This window comes from Niveispirillum fermenti (genome assembly GCF_052474395.1).
The window spans coordinates 262,346-282,696 of sequence record NZ_CP156679.1; the positions used below are offsets into that span (position 1 = coordinate 262,346).

Genomic DNA, 20,351 nt, shown 5'->3' on the forward strand with positions numbered 1-20,351 from the left:
GATCCCCCCTAATGCGCGATGCCGGAGGCCGCGGCCTCGTCGATCAGCGCACCGGTCTTGAAACGGTCCAGGCCGAAGGCGGTGGCCAGCGGGTGTGGTGTGCCCGTCGCCATGACATGCGCCAGGCACCAGCCGCCGGCCGGGATCGCCTTGAACCCGCCCGTGCCCCAGCCGCAATTGACATAGAAGCCGTCCAGGCCGGTGGCGCCGATGATGGGTGTGCTGTCATGGACGACATCGACGATGCCGGCCCACTGGCGCAGGAAGCGCATGCGGGAGAAGGCCGGGAACAGTTCGACCACGCCGGCCGCGGCCCGTTCCATCCAGGGCAGGTTGCCGCGCTGGGCATAGGACAGATAAAGGTCCAGTCCCGCGCCGATGACCAGTTCGCCCTTGTCGGACTGGCTGAGATAGGTACCCGTCGCCGGAGACAGGATCACCGTGTCAAGGCAGGGTTTGACCGGTTCGGAAACGAAGGCTTGCAGCGCATAGGAACTGATCGGCAGCCGCACGCCGGCCTTGGCCGCCACCACGCTGGAATGGCCCGCCACCGCCATGCCGACCGTGTCGCTCAGCATCGTGCCGCGGCTGGTTTCCACCCCGCGCACCTGGCCGTTCTCGATCAGGAAGCCCTGTACGTCGCAATTCTGGATGATGTCGACACCCAGGGCGGAGGCGGCACGGGCATAGCCCCAGGCCACCGCATCATGCCGGGCTGACCCGCCGCGCGGCTGGTTCAGGCCGCCCAGGATGGGAAAGTGCGGGTTTTCATTCAGCCCTGGGATGTTGGACCGGACCGAAGCGGCATCATGCAGTTCCGCATCGATTCCATTCAGCCGCATGGCATTGGCGGAGCGGCGCAGCATCTCCATCCCATGCCGGTCATGGCCCAGCATCCACATGCCCCGCTGGGAGAACATGATATTGTAGTTCAGGTCCCGCGACAGGCCCTCATAGAGCTTCAGCGAAAATTCAAAGAATGTGGCGGTCTGCGGATAGAAATAGTTGGACCGGATGATGGTCGTGTTGCGGCCGGTATTGCCCCCGCCGATCCAGCCCCGCTCCAGCAGGGCGACATTGGTGATGCCGTGATTCTTGGCAAGATAGTAGGCGGTCGCGAGACCATGCCCGCCCCCGCCGATGACGATCGCGTCATAGCGCGGCTTGGGCGTGGCATCCCGCCAGGCCGGCTGCCAGCCGCGCTGGCCGTTCAATCCTTCACGCAGCAGCGAGAGTGCGGAATATCTTCTGGTCAAGCTCAGGTCCTCCGACCCTTATTATACAGCGCTGTACTGTATCGTTCAATAAAGGCTGACGATCAAGCCCGCTGGAATTGTGGTATATCGGGTGCAGCATGCGATTGCTGATGGGCCAAGGCGCGCTCTGCCGATGCAATGGTGTTTTCAAGCAGCATCGTCACCGTCATCGGGCCGACACCGCCCGGCACGGGGGTGATGCGCGACGCCTTGGCCGAGACCCCGTTGAAATCGACATCGCCGGTGATGCAGCCGTCGGCCAGCCGGTTGATGCCGACATCGATGACGACGGCACCGGTCTTCACCATCTGCCCAATGATCAGGTTGGGCACGCCGGCCGCCACCACCAATATGTCCGCCAGGATGGTGAACTGGGCCAGGTCGCGCGTCTTGGCATGGCAGATCGCCACCGTGGCACCACGCGCCATCAGCATCAGGGCCATGGGCTTGCCGACAATGTTGCTGGCCCCCACGACCACGACATTCTGTCCTTCGATGGGGATGTTTTCGCTTTCCAGCAGCTTGACCACACCATAGGGCGTGCAGGGGGAAAAGATCGTGTTTCCCGTCACCAGTCCGCCGACATTATAGAGATGGAAGCCGTCCACATCCTTCTGGACCGAAATGGCTTCCAGCACCTGATCAAGCCGGATATGCGCGGGCAGGGGAAGCTGGACCAGGATACCGTCGATCCCCGGATCGGCATTGAGATTGGCGATGGTTTCCAGCAGGTCGGCATTGCCGATGCTTTCCGGAAAGCGCAGGCAGGCCGACCGGATGCCCACCGCTTCGCAGGCGCGGATCTTGTTGCGGACATAGACGGCGGATGCCGGGTCGTTGCCGACAAGGATGACGGCAAGGCCCGGTGGCGCGCCACGCCGTTCGGCAACCGCCTGCCCGCGCCTCAGCAGGTTCGGGCGCAGCCCTTCGGCGAGGCGCCGGCCGTCGATGACCTTGACCATGGAACAACCTTTCACAAGGAGGGCGCCGGCGCCCGGCATGTCGCACCTGCAACGCCCGCCGGGACCGGCGGGTATTTTGGATCAGGCGTGTTATGATGGCTTTATAGTACAGTGATGTATTGTACGTCAATTCGGAAACAGCGGCCTGTGGAGACAAGGCGGGCGTGCCGACCGCGTGCAGGGGAGGGCGGTGCTATGCCCCTGGCGCGCCATTGTGAATCCTGAGCGCGAGCCGACAATCGGCTTTGTCGGATAATATTCTGATAAACAATAGAAATTTTAGAATCCGGCCCTGCTGTGGCCAGCGACGGTGCCAGGTGTGGGTTTGCATGCCGGCCAAGGCAGCCGGCACTGGCGGGGCATGGCTGGTGCAGCCAGTCGCCCTCCAAAAAAGACAGTACTGTCTTGATTATGATTGTCGGTCTGCCGGCTGGCGGGCCCCCGGCGGGGCGTACGAAATGTGCCCGAACGTGCGATGGAGGGTATGACATGGCCGACCCCGATCCCGGTGATCGCCTCCGCCAGCCCGCTGTTCCCGTTGAACCCGGCGCGGTATACAGGTATGTACTGACGGGTCGGCCGGCCTGACCGGCGGGCCGGCTGGTGCCCACTGATCCCGGACTTGATGATGTCGAGTGACCTTCCCGAAACGGACCCGACCGATGCGTCGCTGAAGAAGCGGCCGCGCAAGGCCCCGACCGGGCCGCGACTGGGGCGCGAGGATTGGGTGCTGGCCGCCAAGAAGACATTGGTGGCGCGGGGGATCGATTCCGTGAAGGTCGACCGCCTGGCCAAGGAGATCGGGGTCACCCGCGGCAGCTTCTACTGGCATTTCAAAAGCCGTGGCGAACTGCTTCAGGCGCTGCTGACCTATTGGCGCGACACGAACACCACCGCGATCAGGACGGCGGTGGAAAGCAATCGCGGCAATGGCGATGCGCAGTTCAAGGCGCTGATCCGCACCTGGGTGGAGGAGAAGGATTTCTCCCCCAGCTTCGACAATGCCGTGCGTGACTGGGCCCGCCATTCCAAGACCGCCGCGACCCTGTTGCGCCGGGTGGATGAGGAACGGATTGCCCTGCTGGGCGACATCTTCCGCAACCTGGGCTATGAGGAGGCCGAATGCGCCGTCCGGGCGCGGGTGCTCTATTTCCACCAGGTGGGCTATTACGCCCTGGCCATCAAGGAAACCCGGGCCGAGCGGATGGCTTCGATGCCGCTTTATTACAAGATATTGACCGGTATCACCCCGCCGGCCGACAGCGCCGCCTGACGGCTTGCCGGGCCCTTGTCTTGTTGCGGGGCGGTCAGCCGGCCCGGCGGGCGGTCCATTCACCGCCCTTGTCGAACCTGGCCAGATACTCGAACAGGCCCTTGGGCACGGGCTTGCGCCCGGGATCGTACCAGGGCAGGAAATTGGCCAGCAGCGGTTTCAGGAAGACGCGGCGGTTGAATTTCCGGAACGCCTTGATGTCCTGTTCCAGCCTGGCCTGCTCGGCCGGATTCATGCCGGCGCGATCGATCTCCAGCATATAGGCGGACGCCTTGGCGGAAAACCGCCGCAGATGCCACATGGCATAGACGAAACCGTAGATGCGGTAGAAATAGCCGTTCACGATGCGGCCCCACAGGCCGCGCGCGAAGGCCTTCCTGAACACCTGGAAGCAGACTTCGCGATGTTCGAATTCCTCCGCCATATGCCATTTCCAAAGGCGGATGGCGGCGTTGTCCAGGCCGCCGATCATCTCCTCGGAATGGTCGAACCACAGGCCACCGGCAACGGCCCCCAGGGATTCGAACCCGTCGGCATAGGCGAGGCGGAATTTCAGTGACCGGGTCCGGGTAAAGCGCTCCAGATCGGCCGCCAGTTCCGCTTCGAATTCTGCAAGACGCGGATAGCCGGCATCGATCAGCACCTTGTTGAACTGCCGGTGCTGCCGGAAATGCTGGGATTCCTGGCCGATGAAGGCCTGGATGTCGGCGTGCAGGGCCTCGTCATCGGCCGGCAGCAATGGCTTGACCTCCTGCAACAGCTTGATCAGCCAGGGCTCCACCGGCGTCGGGATGATCGACGTTGCGTTGCGGTCCTGGCAAAAGGCGATGTTGGGTGCCCAGTGTGGCTTGATGTCGGAAAAGTCGATCCTGGGAAACCGTACCGGCATGGACATGCCACCCTCCCTGTTCATATTGCTTGGGGATAAGGATACCGCCGGCTTGCGGTCTGCCAATTCGCAACAGCTTAAGCATTTAAGTAGTTCTGTTGCTCAGGCCGTGAGGAAGTCCCGTTCCATCGCGACATGCACGGTCCGCAGCAGGGTTTCAAGATCGGTACTGTCCGTCGCCGTCAGGTCGCGACAGGCGCGGGCGAAGGAGCAGGTGCGGGCGATGCGCTCCATGGCGGACAATGTCAGTTCCCGGCCTTTCCCGGTCACCCGCAGATGCACCGTCCGGTGGTCGTCCGGTGCCGGCACCCGCTCCACCAGCCCCGATTTGGACAGTTTCGCCACGCGGACGGAAATGGCGGCCGCCGTCACGAACAGCATGCGGGCGAGGTCCGTGGGCCTGGGCGACCGGTCCTCCTCGATCAGCAGCGCCGCCAGCACGAAGATGTCCGACCCGCTGACCCCGTATCCGGCGGCGATATCATCGATATCCCGCCAGACGATCTGCGCGATGGCCAGCGCGTGCCACATCGGTCCGAAATAGCCCGTGTCGATGCCGGGTATGGCGTCGCGGAAATAATGCCTGCCGCGCTCCAGCGGGTCGGTGACGAAGGTCCTGTCGGTGGAACGGGTGCTGTCGTTCGTCATGCTGCACCTCCCATGGATGCTGGTGGATGGTCCGCTCTGGAATGGTCAGGCAGGACGCAAGCCGGCCCCCCGTCGTTCACCCTCCCGCCCATCCTTGTCCCTATCCATCCGGACCAGGATCTTGCCCCGGGCATGCCCCGTCTCGCTCAGCATGTGCGCGGCGGCTGCTTCCTCCAGCGCGAAGACGCGGTCGACGGGAACCCGCAGCCGCCCGGCCGCCATCAGATGCGCCAGATGTGCCAGGCGCGCGCCATCGGGTGCGACGGCGGCGGTGGTCATCCGAACCCCGTGGCGGGTGGCGGCATCCGGTTCCGGCGGGGTGGGGTCCAGCGTGACCAGCATGCCGCCGGGCCGGAGCACCGGGAACGACCGGTGCCGGACGGCGCCACCGACCCCGTCCAGCACAAGGTCGACATCCCGCAGCCCGTCGGCAAAGTCACTGGCCCGGTAATCGATCACCCGATCCGCGCCCAGGCCCGCCACCCGGTCCCGGTTGGTGGCCGAACAGGTGGCGATCACCTGCGCGCCGGCGATCTTTGCCAGTTGTACGGCCAGGCTGCCCACCCCACCGGCGGCGGCGTGGATAAGCACCGCCTGTCCGGCCTGCAAGGCCCCCAGGTCGAACAGGGCGGTCCATGCCGTCAGACCGGCCAGGGGCAGGCCGGCCGCGTCCATCGGGGATATGGCATCGGGCAGGGGGGCCAGGGCGTGGGCCTTGACCGCGACCAGTTCCGCCCAGGCCCCGCCCTGTTGCACGGGAACCATGCCCGCAACATGCATGCCGGATGTGAAACCCGCCGCCAGCGGCCCGGCCGCCACCACCGTGCCGGCAATATCGGCGCCGGGCGTGAACGGGAAGGCCTGTGGCACCCATTCACGGAACCAGCCGGCCCTGAACTTCCAGTCGGCGGGATTGACCGAACTGAAGGCCTGCCGCACCAGCACCTCGTCCGCGCCCGGACAGGGGGCGGGCGCTTCTTCCAGCCGAAGCCGGTCCGGCCCGCCATGGGCATGGTAACGGATGGCGCGCATGGTTTTCCCCCGTTCAGGTCATGGACCGGAAAAGCGCTTCCTGGCTGGTGCTGGCCACCAGCCGGCCCTGCCGGTCGTAAAGCAGCCCGCGTGCCAGTCCGCGGCCGTCGCCGCCGGACGGCGTATCGCAGTGATAGAGCAGCCACTCGTCCGCCCGTGCCGGCCGATGAAACCACATCGCATGGTCCAGACTGTTGATGGTCAGTTCCTGGCGATTGGTGGACAGGCGCCCCGGCCCCACGGCGATGCCGGCCAGCCAGTAATCGGCCAGGAAGGCCAGCAATGCGGCCTGGTCACGGTCATCGCTGCCGGCGGCGCTGGGCATGCGCACCCAGAAGGCCCGGGACCTGTCACCGGACGGTGCGAAGAAATAGGTTTCCGGCGCCACCAGCCGCAGTTCGAGCGGGAAGGGTGCCGTATAACTGGCCACGGTTTCCGGCGGCAGCCGATGGGCATGCGCGGCGACATAGGCGTCGAGTGAAACCAGCGTCTCCGGGGCCGGCAGGCCGGCGGGCGGGGGCTGCTGGTGGGCTTCGCCCTCTTCGGGGTCGTGGAAGGAACAATGCAGATGGAAAATGATCCGGCCGTCCTGGCTGGCCCGGACGGCCCGTGCCGCGAAACGCCGCCCGTCGCGCAGCCTTTCCACGGCATAGTCGATGGGGCGGCCCGCATCGCCCGCCCGCAGGAAATAGCCGTGCAGGGAATGGGGCATCCATGCCGGCGCTGTGCGGGCGGCGGCTGTCAGCCCCTGGGCCAGCACCTGTCCGCCGAACAGCGCGCCCGCCGGATTGGCCTGGGCGTGCCGGCTGCGGAACAGGTCGGCACCGGCCTGTTGCAGGTCCAGCAGCCGGGCCGCGCTTATGGGTGCCGGCCGGGTCACGCCGGGCTCAGGCGGCGCTGTGCCTCGATCACCGTGTCCATTTCCTCCAGCCCGCTGCGCGGAACGGCATAGTGGCTGCGATCATCGATCTGCGCCAGATGTGCGGCCACCTCCTCCACGGTGGGGGCCACGGTGCCGGGGTGATACCAGCCCTCCGTCAGGCCGACGAAGATGCGGGAGTATTTGCCGCCCAGCACGGAATACATGTTCTGCGAACTGTCGCAGGCCCGGCTAGCCATGTAGCAGGCCATGGAAGCCACGAAATCCGGCTGCATGCCCTGGATATAGTGGCGGGAGCGCTGGCCGGCGGCGGCCAGGAAATCGGCGTCGGGCCGCACGTCACCCGGCTTGCCGCCCAGGCGCCCGCCGATCGCGTTGGGGAACAGGCAGTTCACCGCGATGCCCGCCGGCGCCTCCTGCGCGATTACGTTCATCAGCCCGATCATGGCCGTCTTGGCCGATCCGTAATTGGCGCGGATGGGATTGCCGAAGATGCCGGACTGTGAACCGACCAGCACGATGCGGCCATATCCCTGTTCCACCATATGGCGATAGGCGGGCTGGGTGACGAAGAAGGCGCCCTTCACATGGACATCATGGACGGCGTCGATATCGGCCTCGGTCAATTCGCCGAAGCGGGCGTTGCGCTGGTTGCCGGCATTGGGGATGACGATGTCGATCCGGCCGAAATGGCCGATGGCGGCGTCGATGATGGCGGCCCCGCCGGCTTCGGTGGCGACGCTGTCGTAATTGGCCACGGCCTTGCCGCCGCCTGCCCGGATCTCTGCCACCACGGCGTCGGCGAAGGTCGCGGAAGATCCTTCGCCCGTTGTGCTGCCACCCAGGTCGTTGACGACCACGGCGGCACCCCGGCGGGCCAGTTCCAGGCAGAAGGCACGGCCCAGCCCGCCTCCACCGCCGGTGACGACTGCGACCTGCCCGTTGAAATCGATATGACCCATCACCTGATCCCGCCATTTCGCGTCTTTTGGATGAGGGGCAGCGTAGCGCCGGTGCCGGCCGGCGCCAGACAGCAAATCGGCGGGCCGGCGCATTCTTCAGGTCCATGATGAATCGCCCCCGCTCCGGCCGCCGGTCTTTGCATTCCGCCTGCCGGCGGGGACAAGGGATGGATCAGGGCAAATGGCAAGGGAGAGAAGCGATGCTGCGCAAGACCATGCATGTGGCGACGCAACCCGGTGGTGGCCGGACGATCGCGTTGACCATCCACGCGCCGGAAGACCCGGCGCGGTTCAGCGGGCGGGTGATCTATGCCTCTCCCGGTGGCGGGTATGGCCGCGGTTACTATGACATGGCGTTTGACGGCCATGCGGGATACAGCCAGGCTGCCCACCATGTGGCCGCCGGCCATATCCTGGTCGCCTATGATCACCCGGGCGTCGGCGACAGCGACACGGCCGGCCTGTCCAGCCTGAGCATCGAGGATATTGCCGCCGCCAACCATGCGGCCCTGGACCGGGTGCGCCGGGGGCTGGCAATGGGGGGCCTGCTGGATGCCTATCCGCCGCTGCCCGATGCGCTGCATGTCGGCATCGGGCAATCCATGGGCGGCGGGGTCACCATCATCATGCAGGCCCGCCATCGCAGCTTCGATGCCATTGCGGTGCTGGGCTATTCGGCCATCCACACCGTGTTGCCGCAGCCCACGGCGGCACAGGCCGAAACGGCCAAGGCGCAGTACCGTTTCAGCCGGGATGACGACCCTGCGGGCCTGTCGGTGGCGCGCAGCGCGGCCGGCGTCGCCGATTTCGTCTATCCCTTCCATTGGGAGGATGTGCCGGCCGATATCCTGAAGACGGATATGGAAGGTGGCTATCCCATCCGCCGCACGGCCCCGCCCTTCGGCAGCCTGACCATTCCCAACTGTGTCGTGGCCATGATGGGGCCCGGCTTTGTCGCGGCGGAGGCGGCTGCCATCGACGTGCCGGTCTTCCTGGGGTTTGGGGAACGCGACACCAGCGCCGATTTCCGGGCGGAGCCGTCGGCTTTCATCACCGCGGGCGACATCACGCTGGTGATCGTGCCGACCATGGCCCATATGCACAATTTCGCATCCACGCGCGCCCGGCTGTGGGACCGGCTCAGCCATTGGGTCATGGGGGTGGGGCGATGATCCTCACCCCGGCTGCACCTGCCCCGCGGTCAGCGGCCGGGCATAGGAGATATCCTGTCCGTCGCGCCGGCAGGGGCCGGTGGAGGACAGGGCGGCGGCCCATTCCGGGGGCAAGGCGGTTTCATTGAAGGTTCCGACCTTCTCGTTCACGCAGACGCGGTGCGCGATGGCCCAGCGGCCGTCGCGCCGTTCGAACCGGTCGACATAGCGGCCGAAACACAGGCTGGGCGGCCCTTCCCGGTTCTCTCCCCAGAAGATGTAGTAGGTTTCGCCGTGGGCGGTGTCGCCATCCAGGTCGATGGTGTGATTGGTGATGATGTGCTGGTGGCGGTTCTGGAACTGTCCGTGCCAGCCGATGGCCCAGTCGACGAAGGCACCGGCGACGCCTTCGGCCACGCCATGCTGGTCGATGGCGTCGGCATGATAGGCCGACAGCATCAGGTCGCGGTCGAACCGGTCGACGCCGCGCGTATAGCGATGCAGGCAGTCCAGGATTTCCTGCCGGTCCTTCATCCGGCGGATGAAAGACAGCGTGTCGGCGTCGATGATGGCGGTCGTATCGTGCATTGGTCTTTGCCTCCCTTGTCGCCTTCAGGCTCGGCTCCGGATGGCGTGCCGGCAAGCGGCCGTACCGGACTTGCCGGCAGGCTTCACGGATGCGATATCGGTCCTGGCCCCGTGGCCCGGCGCCGCCAGGCCGTCGGGCTCATCCCGCTATGGGATCGGAAGACCAGCCGGAAAGATCGCGGGTCGCGATATCCCACCATGGCGGCGATCTGGTCGATGGTCCGGCCCGTGCGGCCCAGCAGCCGCTGTGCAGCCCGGATGCGCAGATGCTGCACGTAATCCTTTGGCCCCATGCCTGTTTCACGGGTGAAGCGGCGGATCAGGGTCTGATGGCTGGTGGACAGCGACCGGGCCAGGTCGGCGATCCGGATGTCCTGCGCGAAATGCATTTCCAGCCAGACCTGGGCGTTGGCCACCATCGGGTCGCCGGACAGCCTGTCCTCCACCACGCGGTCGACGCCTGTGACGGCGGCCAGCCATCGCCCGGCTTCCGCGCTGAACACGCGCTCGATCAGCCGCACCATCAATGCCGGCTCGGCCGCCGGTCCGGCACCCAGGATCAGGCCGCCTTCCTCCACCACGCCGCGCCGCGGATCGACGGGCAGGCGGGGAAAGCGTTCCCGGCACAGGGGCGTCAGGGGACGCGACAGCGGTATCGCCATGCCATCCACCAGCCCGGCCGCCGCCAGCAGGAACAGTGCCGATCCACTGGCTGATATCAGCGTGCCTTCCGCCTTGCGGGCACGCAGCCAATGGCCCAGCGGCTCGCATGCCGCCAGCCTCTCGTCCAGGGCCGTCGCGGAACCCACGCGGAAATTGGCGATATGGATCAGGCCATAGGGCCGCGTTCCGCCCCAGGCCCCGTCGCAGGGCAGCCGTCTTCCATCGGCCAGTCGCACCGGCTGCCCATCCTCCGTCAGGAGATGGAGGCGCGCCTCCAACTTCAGCCCCTCGCTGGGTGCGAACAACTGTTCCACCTGCGCCCGCACCACGACGAAGGCGTCCAGGCAGGCGCCCAGGCTGGCCAGGAACGATCCCGGCGGGGCGATCACGGCAATATCGGCCATCGGTTCCTGTCCTGTGAATTATAGCCATGTATATTGTTAAATATGGCCATAGTGGTGGCTTGCCAACGCTTTCATCATGACCCCTTGAACCGGGAACAACCCGGACAGACCAGGGAAGAAGCGGCGATGAACATGCAGGCACGGCCCCCCATGCCGGAAATGGGTGAACTGAACGTGTCCAATCATCTGCTGGGCGACCCGGCGGGCCTTGCGGCGGCGTGGGAGCGCGACGGTTACTGGTTCTTCCGCGACGTGCTGGACAAGGCGGTGATCGCCGATATCCGCCGCGTCTATATCGATTATCTGGTCGATATGGGGGTTGCCGATCCGGCCGACCCGCAGCATCGCTATAATGGTGCCGATTATTCGGCCCTGCCGATCAATTCCAACCTGACGCGCCTGAATGAACAGAAGGTCCATCGCCTGCTGCACGGCGCGCCGACCATCAACAGCTTCTTCCAGACATTGTTCGGCTGCGATCCGTTCTGGGTTCCCTTCACGGTCCACCGCACCAATCCCCCGGTGCAGGATGTCACCCGCCCGCGCTTCGATTTCATCCATGCCGACGGGTCATACAATGACGGGCTGGAATTCCTGATCTGCTGGGTGCCGATCGGTGAGATCGATGCCGATGTCGGCGGCCTGGCCGTGGTGGAAGGGCTGCACCGGCAGCCCAGCCTGCACCGGCGCGACGGCACCCGCATCCTGCCCATCGAGGCCGCGGACGTGCCGGCAGAGGCCTGGCGGCGGACGGATTACCGGCCGGGGGATGTGCTGCTGATGGATTTGCACACGCCCCATAGCGGCCTGTCCAACATCTCCCGCGATCAGTTCCGGCTTTCCATGGATACCCGCGTCATGCCGTCGAACGGCCGGCTGCCGCTTGCCGGCACCATCCTGTCCGTGGATGCCGGCATGGTGGCCGTGGCGGATGCGGCGGGCCGGCATGTGCTGCACATCGATGAAAACAGCTTCGTTCGGGGACATCGCGGTGACCGGCTGGTCCCGGCGGACATTCCGGCCCGGTACAACCCGGGTGACGCCGTCATCGTGGCCCATGCGGAAGGGCGGGTGGTCAACATGCGCCCGCAGCACTGACCATGCCGGAACCGATCCTGACCGGCCGCCGGCTGCCGGGCAAGGCCGCCATCGTCACCGGTGCCGGCGCCGCGGGAGAAGAGGTGGGCATCGGCCGCGCCATCGCCCTGGTGCTGGCCGGTGAAGGCGCGCGTGTCGCCTGCATCGACCTGGACGGAGACCGTGCCGCCACCACCGCCGGAATGATCCGGCGGCGCGGCGGGCAGGCGCTGGCCATCACCGCCGACATGGGCAGGCGCGCCGACTGTGCCGATGCGGTGGCGCAGGCCGTGGCCTGGCTGGGGCGGCTGGACATCCTGGTCAACAATGTGGGCATCTCACCGCCTACCAGCCTGTCGGGGCTGGACGAGGCGCAATGGTCCGCCATCATGGCGGTCAATCTGGACAGCGCCTTGTGGATGAGCCAGCAATCCGTGCCGCACATGGTGGCGGGTGGTGGCGGGGCCATCGTCAATATCTCCTCCATCGCCGGGCTGCGGGCGCACGGGTCGCTGGCCTATGGCACGTCAAAGGCAGCGATGGTGCAGCTGGCGCGGGAAATCGCCGTGGCCCATGGCCGCGATGGCATCCGGGCCAATGCCGTGGCACCCGGACATGTGATGACCCCGCATATCGCCCACCGCATGCCACCCGGCATGCGCGAGGACAGGCGCAGGGTCGGCCCGCTGGGGATCGAGGGGGACGCCTGGGATGTGGCCATGGCCACCTGCTTCCTGGCCAGCGACGAGGCCCGGTTCATCACGGGCGTCCTGTTGCCTGTGGATGGCGGCGTGACGGAAATCGGCCCCTTGCCGGCCCACGGGCTGATCTTGCGCGGCTGACGACGGGCGCCAGGGTAACGGGTGCCAGGGTAACGGGTGCCAGGGCAGGGATGACGGCTGGTGGGGGCGCAGACGTGACGTCTGTCCCCCTACCGTTTCTATCCCTTCAACAAGTCGCGCAGGGTGAACTTCACCACCTTGCCCGTGCTGTTCATGGGCAGCGCGTCGATGAAGGTGACACCGCGCGGCACCTTGTAATTGGCCAGGTTCGCCTTGCCCCAGGCGATCACTTCGGCCTCCGTCAGGGTGGAACCGGGGCTGCGCACGATGAAGGCGTGCCCCACCTCCCCCAGCCGCGCATCGGGCACGCCGATCACGGCACAGGCCCGCAGTCCGGGCAGGGCACCCATCTGGCGCTCGATCTCCGCCGGATAGACGTTGAAGCCACCGACGATATACATGTCCTTCAGCCGGTCGGTGATGCGCAGATAGCCATCGGCATCCAGCACACCGACATCGCCGCTGTGCAGCCAGCCATCGCCATCCAGGGCCGAATGGGTGGCCTGGTCATTGTCCAGGTAATGCAGCAGCAGCTTGTCGTCGCGGATCAGCACCTCGCCCGCCTGCCCCGGCGGCAGGGGCTGGCCATCCGGGCCGGCGATGCGGATCTCCGTGCCCGGGATGGGGCGGCCCACGGTCTGAACCACCCGTTCGATCGGGTCGTCGGGCAGGGTCTGGGTGGCGGACCCGCAGCATTCCGTCATGCCATAGCCGGTGGACAGGATCTGTATCGGCGTCTCGTCGCGCAGGCGCCGCATCAGTTGGATCGGAATGGTCGTCGCCCCTGTCGACAGGAAGCGCAGGCAGCCGATATCCCAGGCTGCCTTGTCCGGATGGTCCAGCAGTTCCTGCCAGACGGTTGGCGGTGCTGGCATCACGGTGATGCGGTTGCCGGCGATCAGGTCCAGGATGGCCGTCCCATCATAGGCGTCGGGCCAATGGATGGTGGCCCCCGACATCAGGCCGGCCACCCATCCCGCCTTGTAGGAGGCGTTGTGGGAGAAGGGGCCGAACACGCAATAGCGGTCATCCGGCCCCATGCCGGAAATGCCGCACCAGGCGCGCCCGCCGCCCAGCGACCGTTTATGGTCGAACACGGCCCCTTTGGGCAGGCCCGTGGTGCCCGACGTGAACATGATGTCCGCCAGATCGTCGGGACCGACATCGGCGGACCGGGCCGACAGCCGGTCGTCCCCGACGCCCGTGCCCGCCGACAGGAAGGGTTCCCACCCCTGTTCAAGACCGCGCAGGGCGCCGGTGCCCGGCCGCAGCACGATGATGCGGCGCAGATCGGGCATTGTCTCGCCGCGCAGCATGTCGGGATAGTGACGGCCCAGGAAGTCACCGATGCTGAACAGGTGGGTGATGCGGGCCCGGCGGATGATGTCCGCCACTTCCCCCCCGCGCAGGCGCGTGTTCAGCGGCACCAGTACGCCGCCGATGCGCTGGGCGCCCGCGGCCGCCGCGACCCATTCCCACATGTTGGGCGCCCAGACACCGACCCGGTCGCCCTTGGCCAGCCCGTCGGCCAGCAGGGCGCGGGCCACGCGGTCGGCCATGGCATCCAGCGACCGGAAGCCGATGGCACCGTCCTGGGCGCTGCTCAGCGCGGGCTTGTCCCCGAAACGGCGGGCGGCATCCCTCAACAGGGCGGGAATGGTGGTGGTCATGGGGATCAGTGCTGGCTGGCGGGGATACGGATGACCAGACCGTCAAGCGCGGCGCTGACCTTGATCTGGCAGGACAGGCGGGAGGTCTCCGCCGGGTCGACGGTATAGGTCAGCATCTCCTGTTCCTCGGCACCGGGGGTCCCGGCGGCGGCGGCCCAGGCCGGGTCGACATAGACATGGCAGGTGGCGCAGGCGCAGGCGCCGCCGCAATCGGCCTCGATCCCCGGCACGCCGTTCTGCACGGCAACCTTCATCACGGACTGGCCCTCTTCCGCCTCCATCACGTGGGACTGGCCGTCGGGGTCGATGAAGGTGATCGTGGGCATGGTCGTGCTCTTCCCTGTTTGCCGGGGGCCGGAACGCCGGCCTTTCTCGTGACGCCTTTATGCCCCGCGGATGTGCCACTGTCGCCGGGGTCGGGTGATCTTATCAAGCATACGATCCTTGGTGCCGGCGGCCGGCCCGGCTTTGGACGGGCGGCAGGATCGGCCCCTAATCTTTCCCCATATCCCCGCCCGATGGCCAACCGCGCGCCCGATGCGCGCGACAGCAGGAGTTCCGTCCGATGCCCGCCTATGCCATGAACATGACCGTCCCGGACCATGTCCCGGCCGATCTCGTCCATGATTACGACGTCTACGCCCCGGGTCCGGCCGGGTCCGACTTCTTCGCGGAACTGTACGCGCTGAAGCAGAAAGCCCCGCCCATCTTCTGGACCCGCCATAACGAGGGCCACTGGTACGTCAATGATGCCCGGTTGGCCGCGCGCGTTCTGAAGGACAGCGACAATTTCTCCTCCCGCGCCCTGGTGGTGCCGCGATCGAATAACCCGACGGGGGAGGGGTTCACGCCCATCCATCTGGACCCGCCCGAACATACCAAGTACCGCCACCACCTGTCGGTGGCCCTGTCGCGCAAGGGTGTGGCGCAACTGGCGCCGGGCGTGCGCGCGCTGGCCATCGACCTGATCGAGGGGCTGAAGGACAAGGGCGGGTGCGAGTTCATGGCCGATTTCGCCTTCCAGCTTCCCATCATCGTCTTCCTGCGCCTGGTCGACTTGCCGGAAAGCCATCGGCTCACCCTGCTGGAGGAAGTGGCCAAGATCATCCGGCCGGGCAGCAACAAGGCCGACATCATCCGTGGCCTGGCCGCCTATCTGGCGCCGATCATCAGGGAACGCCGCGCCAATCCGGGCGACGACCTGATCAGCTGGCTGTCGTTGCAGGAGGTGGATGGCGAGCGGATGCGCGAGGAGAAGTTGCATTCCATGTGTACGCTGCTGCTGATCGGGGGGCTGGATTCGGTGGCCAACACGCTGGGCTTCTTCGCCCGCTTCCTGGCGGAAAATCCCGATCACCGGCGCCAGATCATCGAGAATCCGGCCATCATCAGCGCCGCCGTGGAGGAATTGCTGCGCCGCTTCCCCACGGTCACGGCCGGCACGGGGCGCATGTGCCTGCATGACCAGCAGGTCGGGCCGGCCCTGGTCAAGGCGGGAGAGATCGTCATCTCTCCGCCGGCCATGATGAACCTGGACGATGAGACCTATCCCGATCCGCTGAAGGTCGATTTCACGCGGCGCATCGCCAGCGTCGGCACCTTTGGCCAGGGGCCGCACCGCTGTGTCGGGGCCAATCTGGCCCGGTCGGAATTAACGATCTTCCTGGAGGAATGGCTGAAGCGCATTCCCGATTTCCGTCTGGCCGACGACCGGCTGACCTTCCAGGCCGGCGTCAACATCTCCTACACCTCCCTGCCGCTGGTCTGGGACAAGGCGGCCTGACGCAAGACGGCGGACCGGTTGGGGGTGCTGCCCCCGCCGGACCGCCGGCCGGTTCAGCGGTTGGTGAAGCGCGGCCGCCGCTTCTCCATGAAGGCGCGGCGCTTTTCGGCCGTGTCTTCCGTCGTCTGGCTGATGAAGATGGCGCGGCTTTCCATCTCGATGGCGGCCTCCAGGCTGGGTGCCGTCTCGTTCAGCCACAGCGACTGCTTGGTCAGCGCCGTGCCGATGGGGCTGTTGACCAGCATGGCGTCGGCCATGGCCAGCGCTTCATCCATCAATGTCTCGTCCGGCACGGATTTCAGGATCAGGCCGATGGATGCCGCCTCCTCCGCCTGCACCGCACGGCCCGTCAGCAGCAGTTCGGCGGCCCGTGCCGCCCCCACCCGCCGGGGCAGCAGATAGGACAGGCCGAGTTCATGCCCGCTGCCGGCATTGTGGAAGGCGTTGACGAACCGCGCCGACCGGGCGGCGATGGTGATGTCGGCCGCCAGCGCCAGTGGATATCCGGCCCCCGCCGTGACCCCGTTGACGGCGGCGATGACCGGCTGTGGCAGGGATCGGATCAGCGGCGTGATCGACCCCAGCCGGGCCATGACGGCCCGTGCCCATTGCGCCTTGCCCAGTCCGGGCGGCACCCAGCCGGGCTCCCCCGCCGCCCGCAGGTCGTGCCCGGCACAGAACCCCCGGCCGGCCCCCGTTAGGATGACCACGCGCACGGCCGGGTCGTGGCGCAGGTCGGTGAACAGACGGGCCAGTTCATCATACATGGCATAGGTCAGCGCGTTCAGCGCGTCGGGGCGGTTCAGGGTCAGGCGGCAGATGCCGGGTGCCGGCTCGTCGCGCAGGATGTCGGTCATGGCTTCCTCCATCGGTATTCCGGTCCTGCTCTATGCCCGGCCGGCGGTGCGGGCCAGACCGATGGCCCCGCCCCGGCCCTTCCATCAGGTCTGTGATGGAAGGGGCGGGGCCGGCCATGGCCGTCGCCCCTTTCCAGGCCGGCCCCTATCATGCGGCCGGCAAACCAACGACCCAGGGGGAGGCAAGGGATGGACCATCCCGGCAAATGGCTGAAATCCACGGCCTGCATCCGTTTCGAGGTGGCGGACGGCGTGGCCGTGCTGACCCTGAACCGGCCGGACAAGCGCAATGCCCTGTCCGCCGCCATGCTGCGGGAGGTCCACGACGCGCTGCTGGAGGCCGATGACCGCACGGACGTGAACGCCATCCTGCTGCAGGGGGAGGGGCGGGATTTCTGTGCCGGTTATGACCTGGGCGACAGCTATGGCGGTGCTGCCGCTGCCGCGGCCGGTTACGACCCCGCGCTCTACCGGACGCGCAGCGCCACGCTGGACGACGATATCTGGCACCTGGAGCGGCAGCAGGACATGACGCTGCTGATGCTGGACCTGCACAAGCCGATCATCGCCAAGCTGCAGGGCAATTGCCTGGCCGGCGGCACCGATCTGGCTTTTTCCGCCGATATCGTGGTGGCGGCCGACGATGCGCGCATCGGCTTTCCCGCGGCCCGCGCCAACGGGACCCCGCCCACCAATCTCTGGCTCTACCATTGCGGCCCGCAATGGGCCAAGCGCATGCTGTTCACGGGTGATACGATCAGCGGCCTGGACGCCGCGCGCATCGGTCTGGTGCTGGAAGCCTATCCGGCGGCGGAGATCGATGCCGAGGCGCTGGACCTTGCCCGCCGCATCGCGCATGTGGATGCGGAAATCCTTTCCACCCACAAGCGGGTCGTGAATATGCAGATGGAACTGGCTGGTGCCCGTCTGTCGCAACGTTATGCCGCGGAGCTGGACGCCCGTTCGCACCTGTCCCAGGGGCCGCGCCGCAGCCGCTTCCGTCAGGACATGGCCGGTGCGGGCCTGAAGGAGGCGCTGCGCAACCGCGACGCACCCTTTGGCGACGGCCGTATCCGCTTGCGCGCCCGGCGGCCCGCATGATGCCGCCCCATCCCCTGTGTGACCGATCTTCCCTTCCGGAGAATTTAAGATGTCATTCCTGACGCGCGAGGCCCGTGACGAATGGCGGGCCCACTGGCCGGTGGTGGCGGGGACCGGCATCGGCATGGCCAGTTGCTATGCCGTCTTTTCCTTCGTGGGCAGCCTGTTCGTGCAGCCGTTGCAGGACGAATTCGGCTGGACGCGCGGGCAGCAGGCGCTGTCGCACAATGCCAATCTTGTGGCCGCCTTCCTGGCCCCGTTCATCGGTGCTTATGTCGACAAGGTCGGGGTGCGCAAGGTCCTGCTGCCGGCCATCCTGCTGGTTGTGCTCTGCTATGTGGCGCTGGCCAACCTGACCCCGTCGCTGGTCCATTACTATGTTGCGATGAGCGCGCTGGTCCTGATCGGCATCGCCACGACGGGCCTGTCCTTTACCCGCGCCGTGACAAGCTGGTTTGACAAGTCGCGGGGGCTGGCGCTGGCCGTGTCGCGCATGGGGCTGACCCTTTCCGGCGCGCTGATGCCCGTCCTGCTTTACATCGCCATCGAGCGATACGGGTCGCGCGGCGGGTTCTATCTGCTGGCCGGCGTCGCCCTGTTCATCAGCTTTCCCGTCACCTGGGCGCTGGTCCGCGATCGCCGGCCGGAACCGGCCGCCGTTGCGGCGCGGTCCGGCGCGGTGGCCGGCTGGCGGCTGTGGCCCCGGTTGCTGCGCAACCGCCGCATCCTGCTGCTGTGCATCGCCGCCGGGTTCACCTATGGCCCGGCGGTGGGGCTGCTGTCGCAGTTGCAGCCGCTGCTGGTGTCCAAGGCGCTGGACCCCAAGGTGGCGGCGGGGCTGGTCAGCCTGCTGGCTGTCTCCACCTTCGCGGGCACAGCCATCACGGGGCTGCTGATCGATCGGGTCTGGGCGCCGGTCCTGGGGTTCCTTTTCACGATCGGGCCCGTGGCGGGCTGTGGCCTGCTTTACCTGCTGGACGCGCCGGGGCTGACGGTGGCCGCGGCCTGCATCGTGCTGATCGGGCTGGCCCAGGGGGCGGAGATCGACCTGGCCGGCTTCATCATCGCCCGTTATTTCGGGATGCAGGCCTTTGCCGCCATCTATGGCCTGACGGTGCTGGCCATCGGCACCTGTGCCGCCTTCGGGGCCATCCTCGTCGGGCTGGTCCATGACTGGTACGGCAGCTACGACATCGCGCTGCTGGCGGCCGGGGTCTGTTTCCTGATCGCGGCGCTGACCTATCCGCTGCTGGGCCGTTATCCCGACAAGCCGGGCATCGACCTCGGATGATGGGGCAGGGGGGCGGCACATGGGGGTGCCGCCCCCGGCTGGCATCAGTCGACCAGCCGCTTCACCTTGCGTTCCCGGTCCAGGGCCGGGTCCAGGTAGCGGCCGACCTTGTAGTCGCCCATGATCGTCGTGCGCATGGCGCGGCGGCGGCAATGCAGCGGCACGCCCCGCGCGGAATGGATGACGCGCCAATTGTCCCAGACCAGCATGTCGTCCTTGCCCCAGGAATGGTAGTAGGCGAACCGGTCCTCGACCAGGTGTCCCGCCAGTTCCGTCAGCAGCGCATCGCTTTCCGCCCTGTCCATGCCCAGGATGTAGCGGGCATGCATGGGGGACAGCTTCAGCACCTTGCGGCCCGTCTCCTGCTGCGTGATGACCAGCGGATGCACCACGGGGGGGAAGTCGTACATCTTGCCCAATGGGGGTGGTGTGTCCTTGTAGACCCTGATATCCGGCGGAAAGCCGAACTGGCCCGACACGAAATCGGGGTTGAACGCATAGACTACCTCCAGCCCCTCGATCCGGGCCTTCATGGCGTCGGGCAGCCTCTCATAGGCGGCGATGGCATCGATGAAGCCCGTCTCCCCCATTTCCGCCGCCGGGTCGGTCATGCGCAGCACCGCACCCCGCACGATGGTGGGCATGAAGCTCTGGTCCCAGTGCCAGCCCAGCCAGCCGGCCCGTGTGATCCCGTCCACCACATAATGCCGGTTGAACCGCGCCTTCGTGTCGTCCGGGTCATAGGCCAGGACCATCAGATAGGGGTTGTCGGGGCTGTTCATGTCGGCCGTCGCCGCCGGCTCCATCTCCCCGAAGATGCGCGACACGCGCATATGGATATCGTCGCTGGTTCCCGCACCCCGGAACAGCAGCAGACCGGATTGGATCCAGGCATCCCGGATGGCGCCTGCCGCCGCCGGATCAAGGTCGCGCGTCAGGTCGGCGCCCAGCACTTCCAGGCCCAGATTGTCGGACAGCGCGCGGGTTTGAATGCCCATGATGCTTCCTCCTCCCGATGATTT

General features: G+C 66.7%; 20 protein-coding genes. 7 read left to right on the forward strand and 13 right to left on the reverse strand.

The genetic code is table 11. From position 1 onward, the window contains the following. Positions 1 to 8: 8 nt before the first annotated feature. Both ABC728_RS05545 and folD read right to left on the reverse strand, forming a co-directional pair. Positions 9 to 1,256 carry a sarcosine oxidase subunit beta family protein gene (locus ABC728_RS05545; RefSeq protein ID WP_416619257.1) on the reverse strand — a complete coding sequence of 416 codons (1,248 nt, stop codon included), beginning with the start codon at positions 1,254 to 1,256 and terminating at the stop codon, positions 9 to 11. 62 nt (positions 1,257 to 1,318) lie between these two features. Further along, positions 1,319 to 2,218: a bifunctional methylenetetrahydrofolate dehydrogenase/methenyltetrahydrofolate cyclohydrolase FolD gene (gene folD / locus ABC728_RS05550; protein WP_416619256.1), complete on the reverse strand. Its 900-nt coding sequence runs from the start codon at positions 2,216 to 2,218 to the stop codon at positions 1,319 to 1,321. Between the two features lie 625 nt (positions 2,219 to 2,843). Here folD and ABC728_RS05555 point away from each other — a divergent pair. Beyond that, on the forward strand, positions 2,844 to 3,491 hold the full coding sequence (locus ABC728_RS05555; protein ID WP_416619255.1) for a TetR/AcrR family transcriptional regulator: 648 nt from the start codon (positions 2,844 to 2,846) through the stop codon (positions 3,489 to 3,491). Between the two features lie 34 nt (positions 3,492 to 3,525). Here ABC728_RS05555 and ABC728_RS05560 read toward each other — a convergent pair whose 3' ends face one another. From ABC728_RS05560 to ABC728_RS05580, 5 genes are all read right to left on the reverse strand, one after another. Next, positions 3,526 to 4,386, reverse strand: a complete 861-nt coding sequence (locus ABC728_RS05560; protein ID WP_416619254.1) for a metal-dependent hydrolase — start codon at positions 4,384 to 4,386, stop codon at positions 3,526 to 3,528. 96 nt (positions 4,387 to 4,482) lie between these two features. Next, positions 4,483 to 5,028, reverse strand: a complete 546-nt coding sequence (locus tag ABC728_RS05565; RefSeq protein WP_416619253.1) for a MarR family winged helix-turn-helix transcriptional regulator — start codon at positions 5,026 to 5,028, stop codon at positions 4,483 to 4,485. A gap of 45 nt (positions 5,029 to 5,073) precedes the next feature. Then, entirely contained in the window at positions 5,074 to 6,060 is a 987-nt protein-coding gene (locus tag ABC728_RS05570) for an NADP-dependent oxidoreductase (RefSeq protein ID WP_416619252.1), read from the reverse strand. Positions 6,061 to 6,073: 13 nt separating this feature from the next. Continuing rightward, positions 6,074 to 6,940, reverse strand: a complete 867-nt coding sequence (locus tag ABC728_RS05575) for an acyl-CoA thioesterase (RefSeq protein ID WP_416619251.1) — start codon at positions 6,938 to 6,940, stop codon at positions 6,074 to 6,076. Further along, on the reverse strand, positions 6,937 to 7,902 hold the full coding sequence (locus ABC728_RS05580) for an SDR family NAD(P)-dependent oxidoreductase (protein ID WP_416619250.1): 966 nt from the start codon (positions 7,900 to 7,902) through the stop codon (positions 6,937 to 6,939). The genes ABC728_RS05575 and ABC728_RS05580 overlap by 4 nt, the downstream gene beginning before the upstream one ends. 200 nt (positions 7,903 to 8,102) lie before the next feature. On the opposite strand from ABC728_RS05580, the gene ABC728_RS05585 reads away from it, so the two are divergent. Next, a complete protein-coding gene (locus ABC728_RS05585) occupies positions 8,103 to 9,074 on the forward strand; it encodes a hypothetical protein (protein ID WP_416619249.1) in 972 nt (323 codons plus the stop codon). A 3-nt stretch (positions 9,075 to 9,077) separates the two neighbouring features. Here ABC728_RS05585 and ABC728_RS05590 read toward each other — a convergent pair whose 3' ends face one another. Continuing rightward, positions 9,078 to 9,641, reverse strand: a complete 564-nt coding sequence (locus ABC728_RS05590) for a nuclear transport factor 2 family protein (protein ID WP_416619248.1) — start codon at positions 9,639 to 9,641, stop codon at positions 9,078 to 9,080. 83 nt (positions 9,642 to 9,724) lie between these two features. Next, a complete protein-coding gene (locus ABC728_RS05595) occupies positions 9,725 to 10,708 on the reverse strand; it encodes a GlxA family transcriptional regulator (RefSeq protein ID WP_416619247.1) in 984 nt (327 codons plus the stop codon). A gap of 126 nt (positions 10,709 to 10,834) precedes the next feature. Here ABC728_RS05595 and ABC728_RS05600 point away from each other — a divergent pair, with 126 nt between their 5' ends. Then, complete coding sequence (locus ABC728_RS05600; protein ID WP_416619246.1) at positions 10,835 to 11,806, forward strand: phytanoyl-CoA dioxygenase family protein; 972 nt, start codon at positions 10,835 to 10,837, stop codon at positions 11,804 to 11,806. A 2-nt stretch (positions 11,807 to 11,808) separates the two neighbouring features. Continuing rightward, entirely contained in the window at positions 11,809 to 12,627 is an 819-nt protein-coding gene (locus ABC728_RS05605) for an SDR family NAD(P)-dependent oxidoreductase (RefSeq protein WP_416619245.1), read from the forward strand. A gap of 98 nt (positions 12,628 to 12,725) precedes the next feature. On the opposite strand, the gene ABC728_RS05610 is transcribed toward ABC728_RS05605, so the two are convergent. Both ABC728_RS05610 and ABC728_RS05615 read right to left on the reverse strand, forming a co-directional pair. Continuing rightward, a complete protein-coding gene (locus tag ABC728_RS05610; RefSeq protein WP_416619244.1) occupies positions 12,726 to 14,297 on the reverse strand; it encodes an AMP-binding protein in 1,572 nt (523 codons plus the stop codon). Positions 14,298 to 14,302: 5 nt separating this feature from the next. Further along, positions 14,303 to 14,623, reverse strand: a complete 321-nt coding sequence (locus ABC728_RS05615; RefSeq protein WP_416619243.1) for a 2Fe-2S iron-sulfur cluster-binding protein — start codon at positions 14,621 to 14,623, stop codon at positions 14,303 to 14,305. Positions 14,624 to 14,862: 239 nt separating this feature from the next. On the opposite strand from ABC728_RS05615, the gene ABC728_RS05620 reads away from it, so the two are divergent. Beyond that, positions 14,863 to 16,080 (forward strand): cytochrome P450, encoded by a 1,218-nt coding sequence (locus tag ABC728_RS05620; protein WP_416619242.1) that lies wholly within the window; start codon positions 14,863 to 14,865, stop codon positions 16,078 to 16,080. A gap of 53 nt (positions 16,081 to 16,133) precedes the next feature. Here the strand turns inward: ABC728_RS05620 and ABC728_RS05625 are convergent, their stop codons facing one another. Beyond that, positions 16,134 to 16,937, reverse strand: coding sequence for an enoyl-CoA hydratase/isomerase family protein (locus ABC728_RS05625; RefSeq protein WP_416619241.1), 804 nt, complete (start codon positions 16,935 to 16,937; stop codon positions 16,134 to 16,136). A gap of 189 nt (positions 16,938 to 17,126) precedes the next feature. On the opposite strand from ABC728_RS05625, the gene ABC728_RS05630 reads away from it, so the two are divergent. Both ABC728_RS05630 and ABC728_RS05635 read left to right on the forward strand, forming a co-directional pair. Beyond that, positions 17,127 to 18,038: a crotonase/enoyl-CoA hydratase family protein gene (locus ABC728_RS05630; RefSeq protein WP_416619240.1), complete on the forward strand. Its 912-nt coding sequence runs from the start codon at positions 17,127 to 17,129 to the stop codon at positions 18,036 to 18,038. A gap of 49 nt (positions 18,039 to 18,087) precedes the next feature. Next, positions 18,088 to 19,329, forward strand: coding sequence for an MFS transporter (locus tag ABC728_RS05635; protein WP_416619239.1), 1,242 nt, complete (start codon positions 18,088 to 18,090; stop codon positions 19,327 to 19,329). A gap of 44 nt (positions 19,330 to 19,373) precedes the next feature. On the opposite strand, the gene ABC728_RS05640 is transcribed toward ABC728_RS05635, so the two are convergent. Beyond that, the gene (locus tag ABC728_RS05640; protein WP_416619238.1) at positions 19,374 to 20,327 is read right to left on the reverse strand and encodes a TauD/TfdA dioxygenase family protein; all 954 of its coding nucleotides are present in this window, start codon (positions 20,325 to 20,327) and stop codon (positions 19,374 to 19,376) included. Positions 20,328 to 20,351 lie beyond the last annotated feature (24 nt).